Source organism: Xanthomonas hortorum, from assembly GCF_024339125.1.
Lineage (GTDB): Bacteria > Pseudomonadota > Gammaproteobacteria > Xanthomonadales > Xanthomonadaceae > Xanthomonas > Xanthomonas hortorum.
Genome location: NZ_CP101417.1, coordinates 3,822,591 through 3,845,090, shown reverse-complemented (window position 1 = coordinate 3,845,090; position 22,500 = coordinate 3,822,591). Strand labels below are relative to the sequence as shown.

Sequence of the window (22,500 nt, the reverse complement as noted above, 5' to 3'; positions counted from 1 at the left end):
AAAAACGACCGTAGACCTGCATCCACGCTCGACGACCCGCCAACCGAGCCGAGCACCAGCCTGCAGTTGGTCAGCCCTCGCGCCCGATTCCCGACCTTCGGCCCTCCCCGCTAACCACCCAACTACAACACCCCGCCAGCGGCTTCACGCGCGGCCGCTGCGTCCCGAATCCCCAATCCCGATTCCCGCCCCCCCAATCCCCGCCCCACCAACTGGAACGCCGCTTGCATGAGGCAGGGCTGACAAGTCACCGGCACCTCCATGTCCGAGTCCGAAGACGGCGGCGAACGTACAGAGCTTCCCACCGAAAAACGCCTGCGCGAAGCCCGCGAGCAGGGCAACATCCCGCAGTCGCGCGAGTTGTCCACTGCCGCGGTGTTCGGTGCCGGCGTGTTCGGACTGATGGCCCTGGCCCGCGGCATCGGCGATGGCGCCAGCGTCTGGATGAAGACCGCGCTGAGCCCGGACCCGAAAATGCGTGAAAACCCGATGGCGCTGTTCGGCCACTTCGGCGACCTGCTGCTGCAACTGCTGTGGGTGATGGTGCCGCTGATCGGCATCTGCCTGGCCGCCGGCCTGGCCGGCCCGCTGCTGATGAGCGGTCTGCACTTCTCCGGCAAGGCCATCATGCCCGACCTCAACAAGCTCAACCCGGCCAACGGGATCAAGCGCATGTGGGGCAGCAATAGCCTGGCCGAGTTGGTCAAGTCGGTGCTGCGGCTGCTGTTCGTCGGGCTGGCCGCCAGCCTGTGCATCTCCAAGGGCCTGCACGGCCTGCGCTCGCTGGTGAACCAGCCACTGGAACAGGCCGTGGGCAACGGTCTGGACTTCACCAAGAGCCTGCTGTTCTACACCGCCGGTGCGCTGGTGCTGCTGGCTGCCATCGACGCGCCGTACCAGAAGTGGAACTGGATGCGGAAGCTCAAGATGACCCGCGAAGAGATCAAGCGCGAAATGAAGGAAAGCGAGGGCAGCCCGGAGGTCAAGGGGCGCATCCGCCAGATGCAGATGCAGATGTCGCAGCGCCAGATGATGGAAGCGGTGCCCAAGGCCGACGTGGTGCTGATGAATCCGACCCACTACGCGGTGGCGCTCAAGTACGAGGGCGGCAAGATGCGCGCCCCGATCGTGGTGGCCAAGGGCGTGGACGAAATGGCCTTCCGCATCCGCGAAGTCTGCGAACAACACCGGGTGTCGATCGTCACCGCCCCGCCTTTGGCACGCGCCTTGTATAGAGAAGCTCAAATTGGCAAGGAAATTCCCGTGAGACTCTATTCGGTCGTGGCCCAGGTGCTGTCCTACGTCTACCAGTTGCGTGGCTGGAACGGCGGCCCGATGCCGGAATTGCCTTCCCTCGAAGTGGATGAGTTCGGCAAGGGAGCCAGCGCATGAGCGCCCAACCCGCACCGCTGAATGCCCGACGCATCATGGAGTTGCTGCGCAACGGCCTGGGCGCCCCGCTGGCGCTGATGGCCATGCTGGCCATGCTGATGGTGCCGCTGGCCGCACCGGTGCTGGATGCCTTGTTCACCTTCAACATCGCCATCTCGCTGATGGTGCTGCTGGCGGTGATCTACGTGCAGCGCCCGCTGGAATTCACCATTTTCCCGATCGTGCTGTTGATGACCACGATGCTGCGCCTGGCGCTGAACGTCGCCTCCAGCCGCGTGATCCTGATCAACGGCCAGGACGGCCATGCCGCAGCCGGCAAGGTCATCGAGGCGTTCGGCCAGTTCGTCATCGGCGGCAATTACGCGGTGGGCATCGTGGTGTTCGCGATCCTGACCATCATCAACTTCGTGGTCATCACCAAGGGTGCCGGGCGCGTGTCGGAAGTGACCGCGCGCTTCATCCTGGACGCCATGCCCGGCAAGCAGATGGCGATCGACGCCGACCTCAACGCCGGTTTGCTGACGCGTGAGGAAGCCAAGGCCCGCCGCGAAGAAGTGCGCGAAGAAGCCGACTTCTACGGCGCGATGGACGGCGCCAACAAGTTCATCCGCGGCGACGCCATCGCCGCCATCATGATTTTGTTCATCAACCTCATCGGCGGCATGGCGGTGGGCATGTTCCAGCACGGCATGAGCTTTGTGGATGCCGCCTCCACCTACACCCTGCTGTCGATCGGTGACGGTTTGGTGGCGCAGCTGCCGGCCTTGCTGGTGTCGTCCTCGGTGGCCTTGCTGGTCACCCGCGCCTCGCGTGCGCAGGACATGCGCGGGGCCATGATCAGCCAGGTGTTCGGCCAGCACCGCGCGTTGGCGGTGGCTGCGGCCATCCTGGGCCTGGTCGGCCTGGTGCCGGGCATGCCGAACGTCGCGTTTTTGACGCTCGGCCTGATCCTGGGCGTGATCGCCTGGAAAATGTACAAGCGCAGCCTGGTCATCCCGCCCACCGGCGACCCCGCCACCGACCCCAAGGCCGCTGCTGCGGCCACTGCCGCCCAGGCCAGCTCGGAACTGAGCTGGGACGAGCTGCGCCCGATCGACCCGCTGGGCCTGGAAGTGGGCTACCGGCTGATCCCGCTGGTGGACAAGAACCAGGGCGGCGAGTTGATGGCGCGCATCAAGGGCGTCCGCCGCAAGCTCACCCAGGACATCGGCTTCCTGGTGCCGCCGGTGCATATCCGCGACAACCTGGAGCTGTCGGCCAACGCCTACCGCCTGCTGGTGCACGGCGTGCCGGTGGCCACTGCGGAAATCTATCCCGACCGCGAACTGGCGCTGGACCCGGGCGGCGCACTCGGCCAGCTCGACGGCATTCCCGGCAAGGACCCGGCGTTCGGCCTGGACGCCACCTGGATCCAGCCGCATCAGCGCGCCTATGCCGAATCGATGGGCTACACCGTGGTCGACCCGGCCACCGTCATTGCCACCCACCTGTCGCACCTGATCCGCGAACACGCCCCGGAACTGCTCGGCCACGAGGAAGTGCAGCAACTGCTGGCGACCCTGGCCAAGACCGCGCCGAAGATGGTCGAAGACCTCACCCCCAAGGCGTTGCCGCTGTCGGTGGTGGTACGGGTGCTGCAGAACCTGCTGATCGAGCGCATCCCGGTGCGCCAGCTGCGCAAGATCGTCGAAGCGCTGGTCGAACACGCCCCGCACAGCCAGGACCCCACCACCCTCACCGCCGCGGTACGCACCTCGCTGGGCCGCTTCATCGTGCAGGAAATCGCCGGCATGTCGGCCGAGCTGCCGGTCTACACGCTGGCCCCGCAGCTGGAGCGCGTGCTGCAGGAATCCACCCACGGCAATGGCGTGGCACTGGAACCCGGCCTGGCCGAGCGCCTGCACCAGAGCCTGGCCGATTGCGTCGGCAAGCAGGAAGCCCGCAACGAACCGGCCGTGGTGCTGGTACCCGGCCAGGTCCGCGCAGCGCTGGCCCGCCTGGTCCGCCATAGCGTGCCGACCCTGTCGGTATTGGCGTATAGCGAAGTGCCGGAAGACAAGCGCCTGAAGCTGGTCGGCACGATCAGCTGAGCCTGACGCACCTCGTAGGAGCGCACCCGGGCGCGACGGGCTCTACCGGGACGGCCCATCGCGCCCAAGGGCGCTCCTACGACACGCGACATGCTGCGGACCAGGAAAGCTTGCTGACATCACTGTAGGAGCGACCTTGGTCGCGAGGGCGTTACCGGGAGGGCCCATCGCGCCCGGGTGCGCTCCTACAACACGCTGGGCAATCTGACGACATGCTGCGGACAGGCAAAGTCGCCACCTGTAGGAGCGCACCTGGGCGCGAGGGCTTTACCGGGATGGCCCGTCGCGCCCAAGGGCGCTCCTACGAACCCACCCGCGCTCGGTCCTCTCGCTGCAGACAGGCGTCCGACCACCGCGTCGGAAAGCCGCCACTGGTCCAAACCTCCAATCGATTGCACGACGCCAGCCGTTTCGAGACTTTGCGGGCGCTCCACGCTCGACCTCCCACCCGCCAGCGCATCCACCCGCACAGTGGATGCCAACGCAGCGCGCCCCTAGAGAAAAGTCAATCAAACCAGTGACTTGAAATCTTGCAGCCGGGCCAATCGCACAGCTCCAGCCTGTCCCAACCTTCCAGATTCCCGCGCCGGAACCCCGGCACCACGTTTTGGCACGCCGCGTGCATTAGCTCTGGCGAGACCGCAGTCAGCTTGATCGCTGCGGGGCGAGCAGCAGCACTTGGAACAACCGAACGGGACAGGCAACTCATGACGCTGGCAACACACCCACATTCATCGCGCACCCGTCCGGCGTCCGGCGGGTCCCGTTCCTGGAGGCACTTCGCATGAAAATCAAACGCTTCGTTGCCCCGGACATGCGCACCGCATTCCGCATGGTGCGTGAAGAACACGGCCCGGACGCAGTGATCCTGTCCAACCGCCGCACCGCCGAAGGCATCGAGATCGTCGCTGCCAGCAACTACGACGAAGAACTCGTGCAGCGCGCTCTGGAAACCGCGCGCTCCGAGACTCCGGCCGCTGCGGCGGCACAGATCGAACAAGCACCTGCCCAGCAGGCCCCGGCCAGGCCGGCCGCGCCGTTCCACGCCCCGCTGAAGCCAGCCGGCGACACCGGCAGCAGCCAGCGTCAGCGTGTTGCCAGCGCCGCAGACGACATGATCGCCGCGATGGCGCTGCGCCAGCCGGTCAACGTGCCGCGCTCGGCGCCGGTCGCCGCACCGGTGCGGACTGCCGCCGCCCCGTCTGCCGCCGCTCAAGCATTGGCCCACGCCGTTGCAGTTGCCGCCGCACCGCGCCAGGAACATGCGCTGTCGGCAGTACCGGAACAGCTGTTCGCCGACTTCCTGACCACCGCACCGGTGCAGGCTCCGGTGCACGCGGCCCCGGTGCAGGCACGCACGCCGATCATGGCCGCCGCGCTCGCCACCCACGCCTCTTACGGGCAGGACGACGACGAGCAGGACGACGACGGCTTCGACATGGACGACGCGCTGCCGCAGATCCTGCCGCCGGCCGCATTGCTGCCGCTGGTCGCCGCCCCGGTCGCCCTGGCCGCCGTGCCGGTCGCCGCCGCCCCGGTGCCGCAGAACGACGAAGAACTCAAGCAGCTGCGCGGTGAGCTGGCGCTGATGCGTCAGATGATCGAGCGCGAAATGAACCGCCTCACCGACGAGCGCCTGCGTGGCTCACCGGTGCGTGCGCAGGCTCTGGAGCTGATGGACGACTACGGCTTCGATGCCGGTCTGATCCGCGATGTGGCCCTGCAGATCCCGGCCGATACCGAATTGCACCGAGGCCGCGGGCTGATGCTGGGCCTGCTGTCCAAGCGTCTGCCGGTGGCTCCGATCGACCCGCTGGAACGCGGCGGCGTGATCGCCCTGGTCGGCCCGACCGGTGCCGGCAAGACCACCACCATCGCCAAGCTCGCCCAGCGCTTCGCCGCCCAGCACGCCCCGCGCGACGTGGCCCTGGTCACCACCGACACCCAGCGCGTCGGCGGCCGCGAGCAGCTGCACAGCTACGGCCGTCAGCTCGGTATCGCGGTGCACGAGGCCGACAGCGCCGAGAGCCTGCTGGAACTGCTCGAGCGCCTGCGCGACTACAAGCTGGTGCTGATCGACACCGCCGGCATGGGTCAGCGCGACCGCGCCCTGGCCGCGCAGCTGAACTGGCTGCGCGCCGCGCACCAGGTCACCTCGCTGCTGGTGCTGCCGGCCAACGCCCATTTTTCAGACCTCGACGAGGTCGTGCGCCGCTTCGCCCACGCCAAACCCCAAGGCGTGGTGCTGACCAAACTCGACGAGACCGGCCGCTTCGGCAGCGCCTTGTCGGTGGTGGTCGACCACCAAATGCCCATCACCTGGGTGACTGACGGACAGCGGGTCCCCGACGACCTGCACCGCGCCAATGCCGCCAGTCTCGTTCTTCGCCTTGAAGATTTGCGGCGCGCTGCCGATAAGCCCTGTACTCCGGAGCACAACCATGCAGTCGCGTGAATACGCCAAGCTGACCAACGCCTTCCCCCTGACGGCGACCCGTCCCGAGCCCTTGGGCCCGGTGCGCACCATTGCCGTGACCGGTGGCAAGGGCGGCGTGGGTAAAACCAACATCTCCGCCAACCTGGCCGTGGCCCTCGCCGAGATGGGCAAGCGCACCCTGCTGCTCGACGCCGACCTTGGCCTGGCCAACCTGGACGTGGTCTTGGGCCTGTCGCCCAAGTACACCCTGGCCGACCTGATCGCTGGCCGCTGCACGCTGGACGAAGTGATCATCGAAGGCCCCGGTGGCGTGTTGGTGGTCCCGGCCGCCTCCGGTCGCCGCCACATGGCCGAACTGGCTCCGGCCCAGCACATCGGCCTGGTCAATGTGTTCTCCGAACTGGAACGCGACCTGGACGTGATGGTCATCGACACCGCCGCCGGCATCACCGACAGCGTGCTGACCTTCTGCCAAGCCGCCCAGGACACCGTGGTGGTGGTCTGCGACGAACCGGCCTCGATCACCGACGCCTACGCGCTGATCAAGGTGCTCTCGCGCGAACGCGGCGTGGACCGTCTGCAGATCATCGCCAACATGGTGCGCGACCCCAACGAAGGCCGCCTGCTGTACGACAAGCTGTCGCGGGTCTGCGAAAAATTCCTCGGCGACGTGTCGCTGAACTACCTCGGCCACGTGCCGCAGGACGACTGGTTGCGTTTGTCGGTACAGCGCCAGCAACCGGTCATCAAGGCTTACCCCGCCAGCCCCTCGGCGCTGGCCATCGCAGAAATCGCGCGGCGTACCTCGCGCTGGCAGGCCCCCACCGTGCCACGCGGCAACGTCGAGTTCTTTGTCGAACGCATCATCCAACGGGGGGTCGCCGCATGAGCACCGCTACCGCAACCGCAACGACGGCCACCGCGCAGTACCGTGCAGTGCAACGCAACAACGCCAACGACATCGTCACCCAGCACGCCGATCTGGTGCGCCGCATCGCCCACCATCTGGCCGCGCGCCTGCCGGCGAGCGTGGAAGTGGACGACCTGATCCAGGCCGGCATGATCGGCCTGATCGAAGCCTCGCGCAGTTACGACTCCGAGCAGGGCGCCTCGTTCGAAACCTATGCCTCGATCCGTATCCGCGGCTCGATGATCGACGAGATCCGCCGTGGCGACTGGGTGCCGCGTTCGGTACACCGCCGTGCCCGCGACGCTGCTGCTGCAGTACGCAAGATCGAACAGAACACCGGCCGCGCCGCCGCCGCCACCGAAGTGGCTGCCGCGATGGAAATGCCGTTGCCCGATTACCTGCGTCTGATGGAAGACGCCGCGCGCGGCCAGGTGCTGAGCCTGGAGTCGCGCATCGAAGATCACGGCGAGCTGGACACCACCGCCAAGGGTGGCCCCAACCCGCAGCAGATGATGGAGCGTGGCGAGTTCGGCCGCGAGCTGGGCAAGGCCATCGGCCAGTTGCCCGAGCGCGAGCAGCTGGTGCTGTCGCTTTACTACGAACAGGAATTGAACCTGAAGGAAATCGGCGCCGTGCTCGGTGTCAGCGAATCGCGCGTCTGCCAGATCCACGGCCAGGCCGTGGTGCGTCTGCGCGGCCGCCTCAAGGTCTTCGAACTGGCCGATGCCGGTGTCGAAATTGACGAATGATTTTTTCGCGTATTTTTTAGTGTTAGGAGCTTGATGTGAACAAGAACATGCGGATTTTGATCGTGGACGACTTCTCGACGATGCGACGTATCGTCAAGAATCTGTTGGGCGATCTTGGCTTCACCAATACCGCAGAGGCCGAAGACGGCAACAGCGCATTGGCTGCGTTGCGGGCCGGCCCGTTCGATTTCGTGGTCACCGACTGGAACATGCCCGGCATGACCGGTATCGACCTGCTGCGCAACATCCGCGCCGACGCCAAGCTCAAGCACCTGCCGGTGATGATGGTGACCGCCGAAGCCAAGCGCGAGCAGATCATCGAAGCCGCCCAGTGCGGCGTGAACGGCTACATCATCAAGCCGTTCACCGCGCAGACGCTGGAAGAAAAGCTGGGCAAGGTGTTCGAACGTCTGGCGGCGACCGCCTGATGAACGCCACCGTGGACACCAATGCCGAACGCGCTGCCTTGATCGACCGCCTGCAAGGCGCGCTCGATGCACTGGAAAGCGGTGACGAAGCCGCCTGGAAGCGCGAGGTCGATCACCTCGCCGCCTTGCGGACCCGTCCGATGATGCAGGGCCTGAGCCGGCTCGCACGCGAACTCGGTCAGGCGCTGGGCGAACTGCCCACCGTGCCCGAGGAAGCCGGCGAACTGGACGATGCGTGTTCGCGCCTGGACCACGTGGTGGAAATGACCGAAAAGGCCAGCCATCGCACGCTGGATCTGGTCGAAGAATGCCGTGAGCTGGCCAACCAGCTGCGCGACGGCGGCCTGAATCAGGACCAGGGCGCGCTGATGGACAAGATGCGCCACAACCTGACCGAGCTGTCGCTGGCGCAGAGCTACCAGGACCTGAGCGGGCAGATCATCCGTCGCGTGGCCGGTATCGTGCGGCGCGTGCACGAAGGCTTCGGTGCGCTGGGCCTGCCGCCCAAGAGCACCGAACCGAAGAAAGACGACGGCGGTCTTGCCGGTCCTGCAGTCAAGGGCCTGGACCGTCACGCGGTGTCGCAGGACGACGCCGATGACCTGCTGTCCGGATTGGGGTTGTAACCATGAGTGCTGTTCCAGACGATATTGCTGCCGATTTCATCGTCGAGGCCCAGGAAATCCTGGATCGCCTAGGCGAACAGCTGGTCGCGCTGGAACAGGCACCTGACGAAGCCGACCAGCTCAACGCGGTGTTCCGCGGTTTCCACACGCTCAAGGGCGGCGCCGGCTTTCTGGCGATCAAGCCCATGGTGGAGCTGTGCCACGCCGCTGAAGAAACCCTCGGCATGGCGCGCTCCGGCCAGGCCGTGCTGCAGGCGCATCACTTCGATGCCGCGCAGCAGTCGCTGGATTATCTGCAGGCGATGCTGGATGCAATGGGCTCGGGCGAAACCGTGCCGCATGCGCCGGCCTCGCTGATTGCGCAGTTCGATGCCAAGAGCGGCCCGCCGGCGGTCAAGGCCGCACCCAAAGCCGCATTGGCCGCGGTGGCTAACGCCGCGCACGACGATGGCCACGCACCGGCACCCGGTGCCAAGGCCGCACCCAAAGCAGCCGCAAAAGGTGCCGAAGCCGAACAGACCGTGCGCGTGGACACCAAGCGCCTGGACGCCATCGTCAACCTGATCGGCGAACTGGTGCTCTCGCGCAATCGTCTCAAGACCCTGCGTACCCGCCTGCGCGACGAAGAACTCGATCGCGCGGTCAGCGTGCTGGATATCGCCACCGCGCGTTTGCAGACCGCGGTCATGCGCACCCGCATGCAGCCGGTCAGCAAGGTGTTCTCGCGCTTCCCCAAGGTGGCCCGCGATGTCGCGCGCACCTTGTCCAAGGAAGTGGAGCTGGAGCTGATCGGCGCCGAAACAGAACTGGACCGTAATCTGGTCGAAGCCCTGGCCGATCCGCTGGTGCATCTGGTGCGCAACGCGATCGACCACGGCATCGAATCCCCTGCCCTGCGCGAAGCCACCGGCAAACCGCGCAGCGGTCACGTACGTCTGTCCGCGCAGCAGGAAGGCGACTACGTCAGCATCGAAATTCAGGACGACGGCGCCGGCATCGACCCCGAGCGCCTGCGCGAAATCGCCCGCAACAAGGGCCTGATCGACGCCGAAGCCGCCGCCCGACTGAGCACCGACGAGTGCCTGCATCTGATCTTCATGCCGGGCTTTTCGACCAAGGCCGAGGTCACCGACATCTCCGGCCGTGGCGTAGGCATGGACGTGGTGCAATCGCGCATCCGCGAACTCAGCGGGCAGATCCAGATCCAGTCCGAACTGGGCCGCGGCAGCCGTTTCATGATCCGCGTGCCGCTGACCCTGGCGATCCTGCCGACCCTGCTGGTGCAGGCCGGCGAAGCGGTCTATGCACTACCGCTGGCCCGCGTGGTGGAGGTGCTGCACGCCCCGCAGACCTCGCTGGGCTGGTTCGACGGCCGCGCCGTGCTGGACCGCCGCTCGCACACCTTGCCCCTGATCGACCTGCGCCGCTGGCTGGGCGTGCCGGCCGAACAACCGCCGCTATTGACCGTGGTGCTGTTGCAGGCCGGCGAAACCCGCTTCGGCCTGGTGGTGGACCAGGTCCGCGGCCGCGAGGAAGTGGTGATCAAGCCCCTGCCCCGCGCCCTGCGCGGCCTGCCCGGCTATGCCGGCGCCACCCTGATCGGCGACGGCCGCATGGCACTGATCCTGGATGTGGATGGATTGCGCTCCAGCGATCATTGAGGTTGGGGATTCGGGAATCGGGATTCGGCAAGACGATCCTGGTTGCCTGATCTAACGACAACGGCCGCGTACTGCGGCCGTTGTCGTTTCACTAGCAGTATCGCTGCCGATTTACGCCGCTACGCGCGCGGACATAGGCGCGATGGTTTGGCTGCCGTGGAACTGAACCTGGACCGTTATTTGTCTTGAATTCGGACTTAAGCAACTTTTGTAGTGCCTCAATTCTCCCAAAGTTTCTTTTGCGTCACGCGCCAATACCCCCCTTGCTTCCTCAGGAACACGTCGCCATTTTTACCAGTGGGTACGAGATGAAATTGAACGAACGCCGCATCCGAATCAGAATACAACTTTTCGATAAGAACAAAATCACGTGGGCGGACGTAATTCGGCTCGATTGATCTGATTATCCGTAAATTCCCCTGCGCCCGCTTACATTCAGCAACGCTTCTCGGCCCTGCATCCCACAAAAACACCACTTCTGAGTCGGTGAAATATCCCGAGCCATAAGTGACTATATCTGAATTTTTACTTATAGCCGTCAGTATATCCATTTTTTCGTCATCGCAAGATCCACTGGGCGAATAGCTTTCCGCGACCTGTGTGCCGCTCTTTGAGCAGCCGGCCAAGCTTACAAGCAAGCTGGCAACCATAGTAAACATTCTTAATTTTTCAGTAAATCGGCATCGGCCTTCCGTATACAGAATTCTCATACAAATCGCCCTCCTCCCCCTTGAAGTTATTACCATTGAAAAAAGCTTCGGAAAAATGTACAAGCTCATGCTCAACAGTTGCGTCAAAATCCCTCAAGAACTGAGTACTCCGATCACCAGATTCGTATTTTTCGAAATACGCCTCATTGATAAATATCTCACCCTCGCGAGGAGTATATTGACCATGCTCATGCCGCATCGCCTTAGGGGTTATAACAGGGCCCGCGCATTTTTTAAGCAAATCATCCAAATGCCCCTTATCAATCTTTCCAAATCGAGCGAATCCTTCGTACTTTCTTGGCGTCATCCGCTTCTGCAGGTCGTTTAGATACGCAACTGTACGAGGATATTTACTAGCAGCTTCAGGGCGATACCTGAGAAGCCCTCGCGGATCTACTGCGATCAAGGGACTTCCTTCGACATAAGAATAGGTGGAAGCCCCCCCTTCCAAACCAATCGGATCGCTCTGCAAGTACCGTCCTGTAGATGGATCATATTCACGACGGTAATTTTGAACGAGTCCACTTACGGCGTCGTAGCGCTAGCCAGGAAATCGCATATCGAGCACAAACGGAACGCCATTTTTATCTGGATCTTGATCGGGGGAAGTGTTTCCAAACACTTCTCCCTTTAGGCTCCAGGACCAAATTGGCTTATCGGTCTGAGAATCAATCGCCACACGAGGGGCGCCTAAATGGTCTGGCTCCAGGTATACGAGCTTCGCTGCAGCATCAATGATACCCACGGGCAGTCCATCAAGCCAAATCGCCTGCTCCACTGGCTTGCCTGCGGCATCATAGTCGCCAATCCACCGACCAGACTCATCGTACAGCGTGTAGTTATTAGAAGCACCGAGGAATTGGCGAACCTGCTCACCTTTCCCGTTGTAGCGATACTCGCGTACCACAATGCCATTACGTTTAACCTGGCTCATGCGACCTGTCGCGTCATAGACAAATTCCCTGTCAGCCCCATTAATCGATGTGGTATCGCCCACCGCGTTATTAACGCGCGATATCGATCCCACCTTGATCAAGCGGTGGCTACTCGTCTCGTAGCCGTACAACACCTCCCCAGCTGCCGATTTGCTGCTCTGGCGGTCACCGGTTTTATCGTATGAATACCCATCTAAAACAGTGCCAGTCACACCGTCTTTGAACTCCGTCAATCGCCCGAGTGAGTCATAGCTCAGCGAGACATCTGCGATGTTGCTTCCTGCTGGGGTTAGCTTGACCAGATTGCCCACAGGGTCGAAGACTAAGCCCACATCCAGTCCCCCAGCGCTGCTGTCCTGGACCGCCTTTGGACGATAGTCTTGGTCGTAGGTCCGCGCCATAATGCGACCATTACCATAAGTCCAACCCAAAACTGGCCCCTGCGGCAAATACGTGGCATTAGTCAGCAAAATCTGGCGCACACCTCCCGAGCTCGTATAGCCCACTTCTGTAGCTTGACCAAGCGAATTGCGGACGTAATCAATCTTTGCACCATCAGGATAAATCACGCTGGATAGGCGCCCCGCTAACGTATACCCGTAGCGAAGTGCCAAGCTCTTACCATTTGTGGTCTGCCGCTTACTTACTAAGTCCCCGAAGCCGTTATAGCAGTATTCGGTCACCCCGCTGCTATCTTTAATTGACGCAAGGCGGCCACGAGCAAAGCTCTCTTCCGCCTGACAGCTAGCAGATGCAGAATCGTAGGTATAGACGACATTAAATGCATTGGTGGGATAGCTCAGCTTAATCAATCGCCCTAAGGCATCATAGCTCGAACTGATCTTGACCCCACGGGCAGTAGCTTCAAGTACACGATTCCCAGCAGAGTCGTATCCGTATGACGTCGACCCCGTATCTGGGCTGGTGAGCTTAATGAGGTCACCGAGGGTGTTATAATCGTACCGCGTGGTCAAGCCCTTAGGATCAATCACTGAAGTCACGCGATCCAGCGCATCCAACTGCTTTGTTGTTTCTACCGCCAACCCTCCCACATCTTGAAGCGTGTGTGCGATTCGGCGCAATGGATCAGGATCTAACTGCGTCTTACGACCTAGTGCATCGGTCATCAACTTCAAATCGCCGTTGAGGTCGTATGAAAAAATGCTTGAGTTGGAAGAAGCATCGGTCTGCGACTGAAGCTGTCCGAGCTTATTGTAGACGCGCGTCAGAGTTTTCTTAATAATTCCCGATGAATCTATTACAACTTCTTTGATCCGATTTCCCGCCGAATCCAGAGTATAATGCAGGTTACTACCGGCACTGTCGGTTATGTCAGTAAGTCGGTGAGCTGTGTCATAACCATACTTGACCAGGTCACCGTCAGGACTGGTTACCTTGGTAATATTACCTGTTTCATCGTATTCGAATGCTGTCACACGATCCTGGGCAAAAGAACTGTTGCCCACTGCAGATCTGGTGACCTGCGACGTCACCCATCCGCGAGGTGAGTAACTAAAATCAGTCGCGACGCCGTTCAAATCGATAACTCGCGCTGGCCGACCATTGCTGTCATAAGACGCGTAAGTGGTGTTCTGTCCTAAGGCATTTGTGATTTGCAGCAGATCTCCAACTCGGTGGCACTCACCACCCACTGTGGCACATCCAGACTCATCATTTGAGATGTAATAGCGATATGATTTCATATCACTCACATCCGTCCGGGGACCATCAATAGACAAAACCAAACCCACTTGCGGGCAGCTAAAAGTGTCAACTTTCTCGCAATAGCTAGTGCGCCACTGTCTAACACCTGTAGGCGCATTTGTCGCGCTCCCACACACATAGGCGATAGCTGCAGTCACTGCAGTGTCGATCTCGCATCTGGCAGTCTGCAGACCGACATTATTGTAGGCCCACGTCGACTTCCCTTTAACCACATTGCTCGCATCAAGAACAGTACGTTCAAGCGGCTCACGGATCGAGGTATCCCAAACGATATTCGTAGTTCGTTGCTGAGGTGAGCCTACTCCATCAATTTGCTGTTGAAGCAAACCATTTATATCGAATGTGGTTTGGGTTTTGTTGCCCTGGAAATCCGTTACTGAAGCCACATAACCGTTCATATCATACGTGATCGCCTTATACGGCTGGTTACACTGCGTACCGCATGCTACGCCAGAACTGGCGAAACGTATCGCACCGGATGCCGCATCAACAAACTTCAGATAAGAACTCACACCTAAGGGGCCAGTCACAGTAGAATTTACTATGCCATTTGTCGAATAAGCATCGTAATTAATCTTAGTCGTGTCAACTGATCCCGCAAAAGAAGCTGAAGTTGCTTTTCTTAATGACTGATAAGTGATCGTTTCAAACCTAGAGCCCTTCTCGTCGATCACCCCAGTCAAAACCCCAGGAAGCTTATTTCCTCCAGTATAAGAACTCTCATTATAAAGATAACCTACCGTTTTTCCATCAGGGTAAGTGGCTGATGCGAGATATCCATCTGCGTCGTAGGCGTAAACTACCCTACCTTTATCAGGGAGTGTCATCCCAATCAATCTTGATGCACTATCGTAATCGAATGAAATTTTGCGGCCACTTTTGTCAGACACACTTGAAAGAATTCCGCCGCCTAGGCCCACCGCATCGGGAAGAGTGTAGACCAAGAGATAAATTCGCTGGCCTGACTTATCATAGATCTCCTGCAATAAACCCTTGGCATCATAAATCTCTAGCTGTTGTGTCGCTGAAATCGCTAAGGCGAAGCCTGCGCCATCTGGCCTTTCAACTAACGTCTCCGAGTAATCAGGGCTGGCCTTCCAAAGCCCATCACTCAGCTGGAAGGTTATAGAGCTTCCATCTGGCCGAAACGCATTGATAGACTGCGTGTCCGTAGTCGCGCTCGTAGAGCGCTGAACCTCAAGGCTCCGATCAAAGAAATGACGCCATTGCGGCCCCAAAGAAGTTGATGTTACAGCTTGAGAGCTATTGTAAAAACGACGGAAAACTAGCCCGCTTGCACCATCGTAGTCCGTGTCCTGACGATAGAAATTTCCAGTTGCGGTGTTGATCGGATCACCTTCGAAAACTGATCCAGGCTTGTTCGTAGCAGCCGCACTATCTCGGCTACCGCGCGGGCCGGTTCCATCTCGGCTAGCGCCGATGCCACCGCTACATGACATATTGCAGCTACCGAGATTCTTCTTCGGCGAGCCGACTGAATACTTTGTCGCCTCGACAAAATAACCTAGCCCTGTTGGATCATTTGGCCACATCACGAAAGCGCCTGTGGTGGTCGAGCTATATTTAATAACTGGCCAAGACGAGCAACCGGCTGGTTTCGAGATGCATCCCTTCGTCATCTGGCCAACGAGCCACTCTGCGCCTGCGCTAGCAGACCCAAATGATCGGCTGCCATAAATCGAGTTTACGTAATAGGGTGCGCCATAGTAAGAAGCCGCACTTACATTAAATGAGGCCACTAACAACAGCCCTATTGAGGAAAAAAGCCTCAGAAGCTCAATAACTTTGGAATTAGTCTTCCCCACATCACTCTCCCTGTGAAAAATTTTAAGATGGCTTGCGTTTTTTATATTTCTTGAGTCAGAAATTTGACACCGCGATTCGCGAAGACTAGCTGTAACGCAACTCCACGTCAACACTCAATTAGAAAATTCTTATCTATTTCACTTCATCTCCATAAACTTGGTTAGCACGTCAATGTTGCTGCTTTTTGTCATTGGATAGATCTTCTTGAAAGTACTTTCAGATGTAGAGGTACCAGCATTTAGAGCAGTTAACAGAACCGCTGCGCAACCGTTCGGCGTGCGCAGGCGCCGCTCGGAATCCTCATGTACCGCACGCCCCGCAGACCTCGCTGGGCTGGTTCGACGGCCGCGCCGTGCTGGACCGCCGCTCGCACACCCTGCCGCTGATCGACCTGCGCCGCTGGCTGGGCGTGCCTGCCGAACAGCCGCCGCTACTGACGGTGGTGTTGCTGCAGGCCGGCGAAACCCGCTTCGGCCTGGTGGTGGACCAGGTGCGCGGCCGCGAGGAAGTGGTGATCAAGCCCCTGCCCCGCGCCCTGCGCGGCCTGCCCGGCTACGCCGGCGCCACCTTGATCGGCGACGGCCGCATGGCGCTGATCCTGGATGTGGATGGGCTGCGCTCCAGCGATCATTGATTCTCGGGAATCGAGAATCGTCAAGACGATCCTGGATGCCTGATCTAACGACAACGGCCGCGTACTGCGGCCGTTGTCGTTTCACTACCAGCCTCGCTGCCGATCTACGCCGCTACGCGCGCAGGCATGGGCGCGATGGTCTGGCTGCCGTAGAACTGAACCTGGAACCGTTATTTATGAAGCGTCCGTTGTGCGCTGGTGTGGCTGGGGCGCTAGTGGCATCCGGCACCGAGGTCAATCGCAAGGCGTCTGGCAGACGCAGCATCATCGCCGCACGCTGCGCGCCTTGGCCGGCACCTCCACCGGCGGTAACACCTCCATCAGCAGCTGCCCTTCGCTGGCGGTGATGCGCAGCTTGGTGCCGATGACAAAGCCCAGTTGTTCCAGCCATAGGCCGCTGAGGCGGACGTGGGGCACGTGCTGGTCGCCGGCGTGGTCGTGGGCGCCGGGGTAGTGGGTGTAGCTGACGGTGCATTGGCGCGGGCGGCGGGCTCGGCGGGGTGCGCGCAGCGTGCCGGGGCCTTGCGGGGAGGCGTCCGGGTCGGGTGGGAGCACCGGTGGCAGCTTGGTGCGGTCGGGTTCCACAACGACCCACTGCACCCGCTTGGGCGGCGTGGGGCGCGCACGCGTGCGGGTGGGCCGCGTGCTGGCAGATGTGGTGGGTGGGCGGTGGCGTGTCATGGCGCCTCCGATTGGCGGCGGGTAGCGCTGGGTGCAGCGACGCACTGCTGCAACGCCACGTCGATGCGTGCAGAAAGGCTATGCAAGGCCTGCGACAACACGCCGGGCTGGTTGAGCAACTGCTGCGCAAGATCGTCGCTGGCCTGCTCAACGGCCGCGCGTGCGGCCAGCCGGCGCAGCACTTCGCCTACCTCGCTCAGCAAGCTGTGGGCGGAAGCTGGCAACAGATAACCCGGCACCGAAGCCGGCATGGATGGTGCGGTAGACATGGCAACGCCCTCCTGGAACAACCCAAGAACCGCCGCCAACGGCGACGGGATGTCGGGAGGTTCGAAACCGCTAGTAGCCGGCGGGCGTATTCCCCTTGCGGGTGTTGTATTAGCCGCCCTCCCGACGCAGGCATTGCGTCGGCTTGTACCTGCAGGATGCAGGCACAAAAAACCCACCGGTTTGACGGAGGTGGGTACCGCTACTAGAGGAGTTTCGACGCTCCTTGGGATTAGATTGCAAGTGCACGGTCTGGTGTGTCAATACACGCTGGCTGGTCTCGCGCGGCTGTGTGCGCCGCTGGCGCAGTTCCATAAGGGCCACGCAAGCCGAGCGCCGTCGCCTGATAAGTGCACCTGACCCTCAGGTATCGCATTGCTCGAACCGGGACGAGTGATCTACCGGGATGCATACGAGCAATTGAGATCACTTAACATAATGGTCTCGATGATGTCTTTGGTATCCAAGCAAGGAACCCAGTAGATTCACTCAGGTGACATGAAGCTGCGCGTTTTTAATCGATCCAGCGAAAGAGTGGTTTGATCGAACCTTAGAAATTAGACTCATAGGACCCTTGACTTCCCCGGTACTAAAATTCCATGTCCAAAAGAAATCTGATCACCGAGATTCAGCAAAAGAATGCAAGGGCTTCCGGCCGCTATCTCCACGGGAATCTGGAACTCTACGAGCTGGAATCGAGCTTTCGCCGACTCGTAGAATCTGATTCAGCGTTGATAGCCCTACATGTGATGGGCATCGCCTCTTGCATTGAAGTTGGTGTCCGGGAAGCGATTAAGCGCTTGGTGGATTCGGGCAGTCCTTTTCTTGACCGCTCGGAGATTTTCAAGGATCACATACGTTTCGATTTCGCGCTGACGAGGGCACTAAGTGCTACTCAAATCACCTTCGGAGATCTAGTTTCTCATTCGCTGCCCGTTAGCAATCTGAATCATATCGCGTCGCACTTTGCCACATTGTTTTCCAATGGTAACGATAGGATTGAGTTCAGCAGGATTCTTTCGGAGGTTCGCGAGTACGTCGAGCCTAGCGAGGAAGAAGTTTTTGGGGATGGCGAGGTGGGGATGGCGCAAAGATTCGCACCGTTCCTATTGAAAGACACGGAACGGCTGCTGAGTGATATCTCATCCATATTCGAGACTCGCCACTTAGTCGCCCATGAGGCGAATTTCCAGGCTGTTTCACATACTGATCTGCAAAAGTACATGACAAGTGCTCGAAGCTTCCTAAACGCACTTTATGAACTCGTGGAGCAGACCTTGAATCTTGGCATGTCGAGAAGCGGAATGGCCGGGTCAGTTCAGCAATTGGCGAAAGCTGGAAGAGTTGTGCAAGAAGCGGAGACGATACAACAGCATGTTTTTGAGAAGATTGCTTCATTAAAATCAGATGGGAATTATCTTCCGGAGTTGTTCAATGAAGCGATTAAAGCGTTTCAGGCACATCACGAGGCCGAGTCCAATCTGCGGCTTGCGCTGCACGCGCCGTTTACTGGCAATGCAATGCGCAATATAGAAGCTGACGTCACCTTGCAACTCTGGAAACACCGAGCGGCCTATTTGGTTAATCTTGAGGATCAAGTCAAATTCTATGTTGACGTTCAGTCTGATTGAAGAAAATTAAGGTCTTTTAGATGGAACAAATAACAGTTCCAGGTTCACTTCTTTACCATCGCGCCCATACCGCCACGCGGCAGGCATGGGCGCGACACGCTGGGACCTAGAACTTGTAGGTCAGCCCCAGGTACGCCAGCCGGCCGGCGTATCCGCCGGTGTAGAAGCGGGCGCGGGTGTCGTCGCCCAGGTGCGAGCGGGACTCCTGCTTGGTCAGGTTCAGCACCGAGGCGGTGAGGCTGAGCGCCGGGGTGATGTTGTACGCCGCGTTCAGATCGATCTGGTAGTACGGCTCCTCAAAGACGTTCAACCCGTTGACCAGGCCTTGCACCAGCTCGCCGCGACGGTTGTACGAGGCGCGCAGCAGCAGGCTGTCGGTCTCGTAGAACACGGTGAGGTTGGTCTGGTTTCTGGCGCTGCCCGGCATGGAGGTCTTGCCGACCTCGGTGCCGTCCTCCAGCCGCACCGCCGCCTTGCTGGCATCGTTGTAGGTGTAATTGAACTGCACACCGAGACCGAATGGCAGCGTGTGCTGCGCGTAGAGCTCCACACCCTGCGAGACCGCATCCTGGCCGCCGGCCTGGGTGCTGTAGTTCTGCACGGTGACCGGTTGCCCGTCGACCATCATGTTGACGTCGCTGATGACGTCGACCGCGAAGTTCTCCACGTTCTTGCGGAACAGCCCCACACCCGCCACCGAACCCGGGTGGAAATACCATTCCAGCCCCAGGTCGAACTGGTTGGCCTTGTACGGCTCCAGGTTCTTGTTGCTGCCCGAGCCGTACCAGCCCTGCTCGCTGGCACCGCCGGTCAGGCGCCGGTCGGCCACGTACTCGGGACTGTAAAACTCCAGGCTGCCGGGCGCAGCGATGTCGTTGTAGCTGGGACGTGCGATCACCTTCGCGGCTGCCGCGCGCAGCAGCAGGTTCTCGGTCAGGTCGTAGGCCAGGTTGAAACTCGGCAGCACGTCGGTGTAGTTGCGGTCCAGCCCGCTGACCACGAACGACTCGGTGCGTTGCACGCTGTCGGACAAACGCCAGTAGCCTTCGGTCCCGCAATAGGTGTCGGCCGGGGCGCCGCTGGGCATGGCGGCGCCCTGCTGGCAGGCCAGCGGATTGCCGTCGGCGCCATCGAAGAAGTAGTCGTTGTAGGCGGTCACCTTGTCGGTGGAATCGGCACGCTGGCCGGTGCGCGCCACCCGCACGCCGACGTTGCCACGCAGCCGCTCGGTGTGGAAGTTGAGTTGCAGGTAGGTGGAATAGATTTCCTCGTCGACGTTGTAGACGAAGTTGTCTTCGCTGCGGGTCTGCATCGCGCCGTAGGTTTGATTCAAGTAGCCGATGTAGCCCGGGAAGTTGATCGCCGGGAACGCGCTGGCGTTGACGCCACCGGCCAGGTTGTCCTGCGCGAACAGCAGGCCCGGCGAGAACTGGGTGGCGATGGCATTGCAGCGCCCGTTCCAGTAGCGGTTGTCGTAGTCGCTTGGATCGGTGCCCGGGCACACCCAGTAGTTGTTGCCGGTACTGCGGTGGATGCCGCCGTCGCGCCGCTTGAGGCCGAACTGCAGCGAGTCGACGACCTCGCCATCGAAATGCCAGGTGGTATCGATCTGCGCGTACTGCTGCTGATTGGTGTTGCGGGTCCAGGACGAACCGGTCGAGCCCAGGTCGACCTGCAGGATGCCGTCGCGCAGGTTCTGCATCAGCTGCGGCGAGAACGTCATGCTCGGCGTGCCGGTCAGGTCCCAGGCGCTGGCAAAGTTGGCGTTGGTCCAGCTGCCGTCGGCGTTCTGCAGGCGCGGCTTGATCGGCAGCGAGAACTGCAGCTCCGGCCCGCCCTTGGCCCAGGTGCGGCCGACCTTGAACGCCACGTCCACCTGCTCGCCACGCCATTCGCCGCCCAGGTCCACCGTCTGCGACTGCGATTTCTCGATGTTGTAGCTGCCGGTGATCTGCGGCGTCGGCACGGTGCAATCGTCCGAGCCCCAGCCGCCCGGCGGCAGGCCGGCCGCGGCGGCCTGCGCCTCGCTGCAATAATAGGTCTTGCCCGGACGCAGGCTGTAGGCGGCGCCAGTGACGATGGTGCCGCTGGGATCGAACTGCAGCCCATCGAGCAGACGGCCGCCGCGCCAGTTGCCGTCGCCGTTATAGCGGGCAATGTTCCACTCGGGAATCTTGATGGTATTGGTCTGCGAGTCCTGCGACAGGTCGAAGCGGAAGTAGTTCGCGGTCAGCGTCAGGTCGTCTGTCGGCTTGAACTGCAAGGTCAGTTGCGCGCCCTTGCGCTCGCGCTCCTCGCGTTTGGCGCCCAGGCTGACCGCGGTCGGCATCATGAAACCGGTGGAGTAATTGCCGTCCTGGTTCCAGAAACCGGTACCTCCCCACCAGTTGGCATTGAAGTCCGAGGGATTTCCGTTCACGTCGACCGCCGGGCCCACTTCGTCGCGCCCATACCACTGCCAGCTCTCGGTACTGGCATCGAGCGTGCGTGCGGTGCGCTTCTGCTGCGTGTAGCCAACAAAGACACCGAAGCGGTTGTCCTTGTCGTGCCACGAGTACGAACCGGAGAACTGGCCGTCGGTCTTCTTGCTGGTATCCGACCAGGTGCCCTCGGCGGAGACGAAGCCGGAGTTTGGCTCCAGTTCCAGCGGGCGCCGCGTCTGCAGGATCACCGTGCCGCCGATGCCGCCTTCGTCGATGCGCGCCTCCGGGGTCTTGTACAACTCCGCGCTGCCCAGCAGGTTCGACGGCAGCAGCGTGTAGTTGAACGAGCGCGTCGGGTCGCCGTTGGACTCGGCGGTGGCGATGTAGTTGCCGTTCAATTCGGTCAGCACCAACTCCGAGGACAGGCCGCGCACACTGACGTTCTTGCCCTCGCCACCGTCGCGGCTGATGACAACGCCGGGCACGCGCTGCAGCGCATCGGCCACGTTCTTGTCGGGGAACTTGCCCACGTCCTCGGCGGTGATCACATCGACCACGGCGTTGGCGTTGCGCTTCTGCTCCAGGCTTTTTTCGATCGCGTAGCGGTAGCCGGTCACCGTCACCGCGTCCAGGTCCGTGGCCTGCAGCGCGGCCTGGCCCGTGGGCGCCGGCGTGCCGTCGGCCTGCTGGGCGGAGACGCTGGTGGAGGCAGCGCTCGCGAACAAGGCGATGGCGATACCGGCGTACAGCGTGCTGTGGTTGCGTGCGAATGGCATGCAGTTCATTTCGATCGTGCTCTCCCAAAGGTGATTGGCTTCGGCGGATGTCTGTCGATCCAACGATCGGCCAGGAACGCTGCGCGAAGTGGCACAAAAAATATCCGGCGTCGTTGCGGCAACCCGCCCCCTCCTCTTGCGTCCGCTTCCGCATGCAGATGCAATTAGATCGTTCTAATGGCGTGGAAAGCTAAGTAGCACAGCCCATGCGGCAGCGCATTCTGCCGCGCAACAGACCAGCGGCGTTGCAAGCCGTCCACGATGGGCGGCCGGCCGGCCACGCTTGCACACGGCACGGTAGGGCCTGCTGCGTCGCCGGCTGCAGCAGCGTGATCGCTGCAAGCAACACACCCTCGCCCGCAACCGGACGCAAGCGGTTAACCGAAGCGCCAGCACACACCTCATTTGAAACCGGGCTCAGCAAGAGACTGGATCGACGTGAGGGCATCGCCCACCACACGCCGCTTGGCGGCCATCGCCAACGCGATCGCCACACCGAACATGCGCGCGCTTGTTGCCTGCGTGCACGCGCAAGGGCGGCGGGGCCTGCTGCGGGCTTGATGACACGCCCTGGTCGGAAGCGCATGCGCCGATGACC

General features: G+C 61.1%; 15 protein-coding genes and 1 pseudogene. 10 read left to right on the top strand and 6 right to left on the bottom strand.

Features of this window, described 5'->3' with window-relative positions:
• Positions 1-261 precede the first annotated feature (261 nt).
• The 8 genes from flhB to NMB96_RS16405 all read left to right on the top strand — a co-directional run bounded on the left by flhB (position 262) and on the right by NMB96_RS16405 (position 10,293).
• Positions 262-1,392: a flagellar biosynthesis protein FlhB gene (gene flhB, locus NMB96_RS16440; protein ID WP_006449770.1), complete on the top strand. Its 1,131-nt coding sequence runs from the start codon at positions 262-264 to the stop codon at positions 1,390-1,392.
• On the top strand, positions 1,389-3,482 hold the full coding sequence (gene flhA, locus NMB96_RS16435) for a flagellar biosynthesis protein FlhA (protein ID WP_023903920.1): 2,094 nt from the start codon (positions 1,389-1,391) through the stop codon (positions 3,480-3,482). The genes flhB and flhA overlap by 4 nt, the downstream gene beginning before the upstream one ends.
• A gap of 784 nt (positions 3,483-4,266) precedes the next feature.
• Entirely contained in the window at positions 4,267-5,937 is a 1,671-nt protein-coding gene (flhF, locus tag NMB96_RS16430) for a flagellar biosynthesis GTPase FlhF (RefSeq protein ID WP_023903919.1), read from the top strand.
• Positions 5,924-6,808, top strand: coding sequence for a MinD/ParA family protein (locus tag NMB96_RS16425; RefSeq protein WP_006451802.1), 885 nt, complete (start codon positions 5,924-5,926; stop codon positions 6,806-6,808). The genes flhF and NMB96_RS16425 overlap by 14 nt, the downstream gene beginning before the upstream one ends.
• Positions 6,805-7,578, top strand: a complete 774-nt coding sequence (locus NMB96_RS16420; RefSeq protein WP_023903918.1) for an RNA polymerase sigma factor FliA — start codon at positions 6,805-6,807, stop codon at positions 7,576-7,578. The genes NMB96_RS16425 and NMB96_RS16420 overlap by 4 nt, the downstream gene beginning before the upstream one ends.
• 35 nt (positions 7,579-7,613) lie before the next feature.
• Positions 7,614-8,006, top strand: a complete 393-nt coding sequence (cheY, locus tag NMB96_RS16415; protein ID WP_002813536.1) for a chemotaxis response regulator CheY — start codon at positions 7,614-7,616, stop codon at positions 8,004-8,006.
• Positions 8,006-8,632 (top strand): protein phosphatase CheZ, encoded by a 627-nt coding sequence (locus tag NMB96_RS16410; protein WP_055826893.1) that lies wholly within the window; start codon positions 8,006-8,008, stop codon positions 8,630-8,632. Before cheY ends, NMB96_RS16410 begins: the two co-directional genes overlap by 1 nt.
• Positions 8,633-8,634: 2 nt before the next feature.
• The gene (locus NMB96_RS16405) at positions 8,635-10,293 is read left to right on the top strand and encodes a chemotaxis protein CheA (protein WP_183086768.1); all 1,659 of its coding nucleotides are present in this window, start codon (positions 8,635-8,637) and stop codon (positions 10,291-10,293) included.
• A 218-nt stretch (positions 10,294-10,511) separates the two neighbouring features.
• Here the strand turns inward: NMB96_RS16405 and NMB96_RS16400 are convergent, their stop codons facing one another.
• The 3 genes from NMB96_RS16400 to NMB96_RS16390 all read right to left on the bottom strand — a co-directional run bounded on the left by NMB96_RS16400 (position 10,512) and on the right by NMB96_RS16390 (position 15,489).
• On the bottom strand, positions 10,512-10,943 hold the full coding sequence (locus tag NMB96_RS16400) for a hypothetical protein (protein WP_220655539.1): 432 nt from the start codon (positions 10,941-10,943) through the stop codon (positions 10,512-10,514).
• A gap of 19 nt (positions 10,944-10,962) precedes the next feature.
• A complete protein-coding gene (locus NMB96_RS16395; protein ID WP_343237635.1) occupies positions 10,963-11,409 on the bottom strand; it encodes a hypothetical protein in 447 nt (148 codons plus the stop codon).
• Positions 11,410-11,544: 135 nt separating this feature from the next.
• Positions 11,545-15,489: a DUF6531 domain-containing protein gene (locus tag NMB96_RS16390; protein ID WP_255085284.1), complete on the bottom strand. Its 3,945-nt coding sequence runs from the start codon at positions 15,487-15,489 to the stop codon at positions 11,545-11,547.
• Positions 15,490-15,779: 290 nt separating this feature from the next.
• Between NMB96_RS16390 and NMB96_RS16385 the strand changes: the two are divergent.
• Positions 15,780-16,124 (top strand): annotated as a pseudogene (locus NMB96_RS16385) (chemotaxis protein CheW); the annotation flags it as partial.
• A gap of 264 nt (positions 16,125-16,388) precedes the next feature.
• On the opposite strand, the gene NMB96_RS16380 reads toward NMB96_RS16385, so the two are convergent.
• Both NMB96_RS16380 and NMB96_RS16375 read right to left on the bottom strand, forming a co-directional pair.
• Entirely contained in the window at positions 16,389-16,805 is a 417-nt protein-coding gene (locus NMB96_RS16380) for a SymE family type I addiction module toxin (RefSeq protein WP_255085283.1), read from the bottom strand.
• Positions 16,802-17,074, bottom strand: a complete 273-nt coding sequence (locus NMB96_RS16375) for an XAC0095 family protein (protein ID WP_180316312.1) — start codon at positions 17,072-17,074, stop codon at positions 16,802-16,804. Before NMB96_RS16375 ends, NMB96_RS16380 begins: the two co-directional genes overlap by 4 nt.
• A 597-nt stretch (positions 17,075-17,671) precedes the next feature.
• Between NMB96_RS16375 and NMB96_RS16370 the strand changes: the two genes are divergently transcribed.
• Positions 17,672-18,703: a HEPN domain-containing protein gene (locus NMB96_RS16370; RefSeq protein WP_043889201.1), complete on the top strand. Its 1,032-nt coding sequence runs from the start codon at positions 17,672-17,674 to the stop codon at positions 18,701-18,703.
• Between the two features lie 106 nt (positions 18,704-18,809).
• On the opposite strand, the gene NMB96_RS16365 is transcribed toward NMB96_RS16370, so the two are convergent.
• Positions 18,810-21,965: a TonB-dependent receptor gene (locus tag NMB96_RS16365; RefSeq protein ID WP_255085282.1), complete on the bottom strand. Its 3,156-nt coding sequence runs from the start codon at positions 21,963-21,965 to the stop codon at positions 18,810-18,812.
• Positions 21,966-22,500 lie beyond the last annotated feature (535 nt).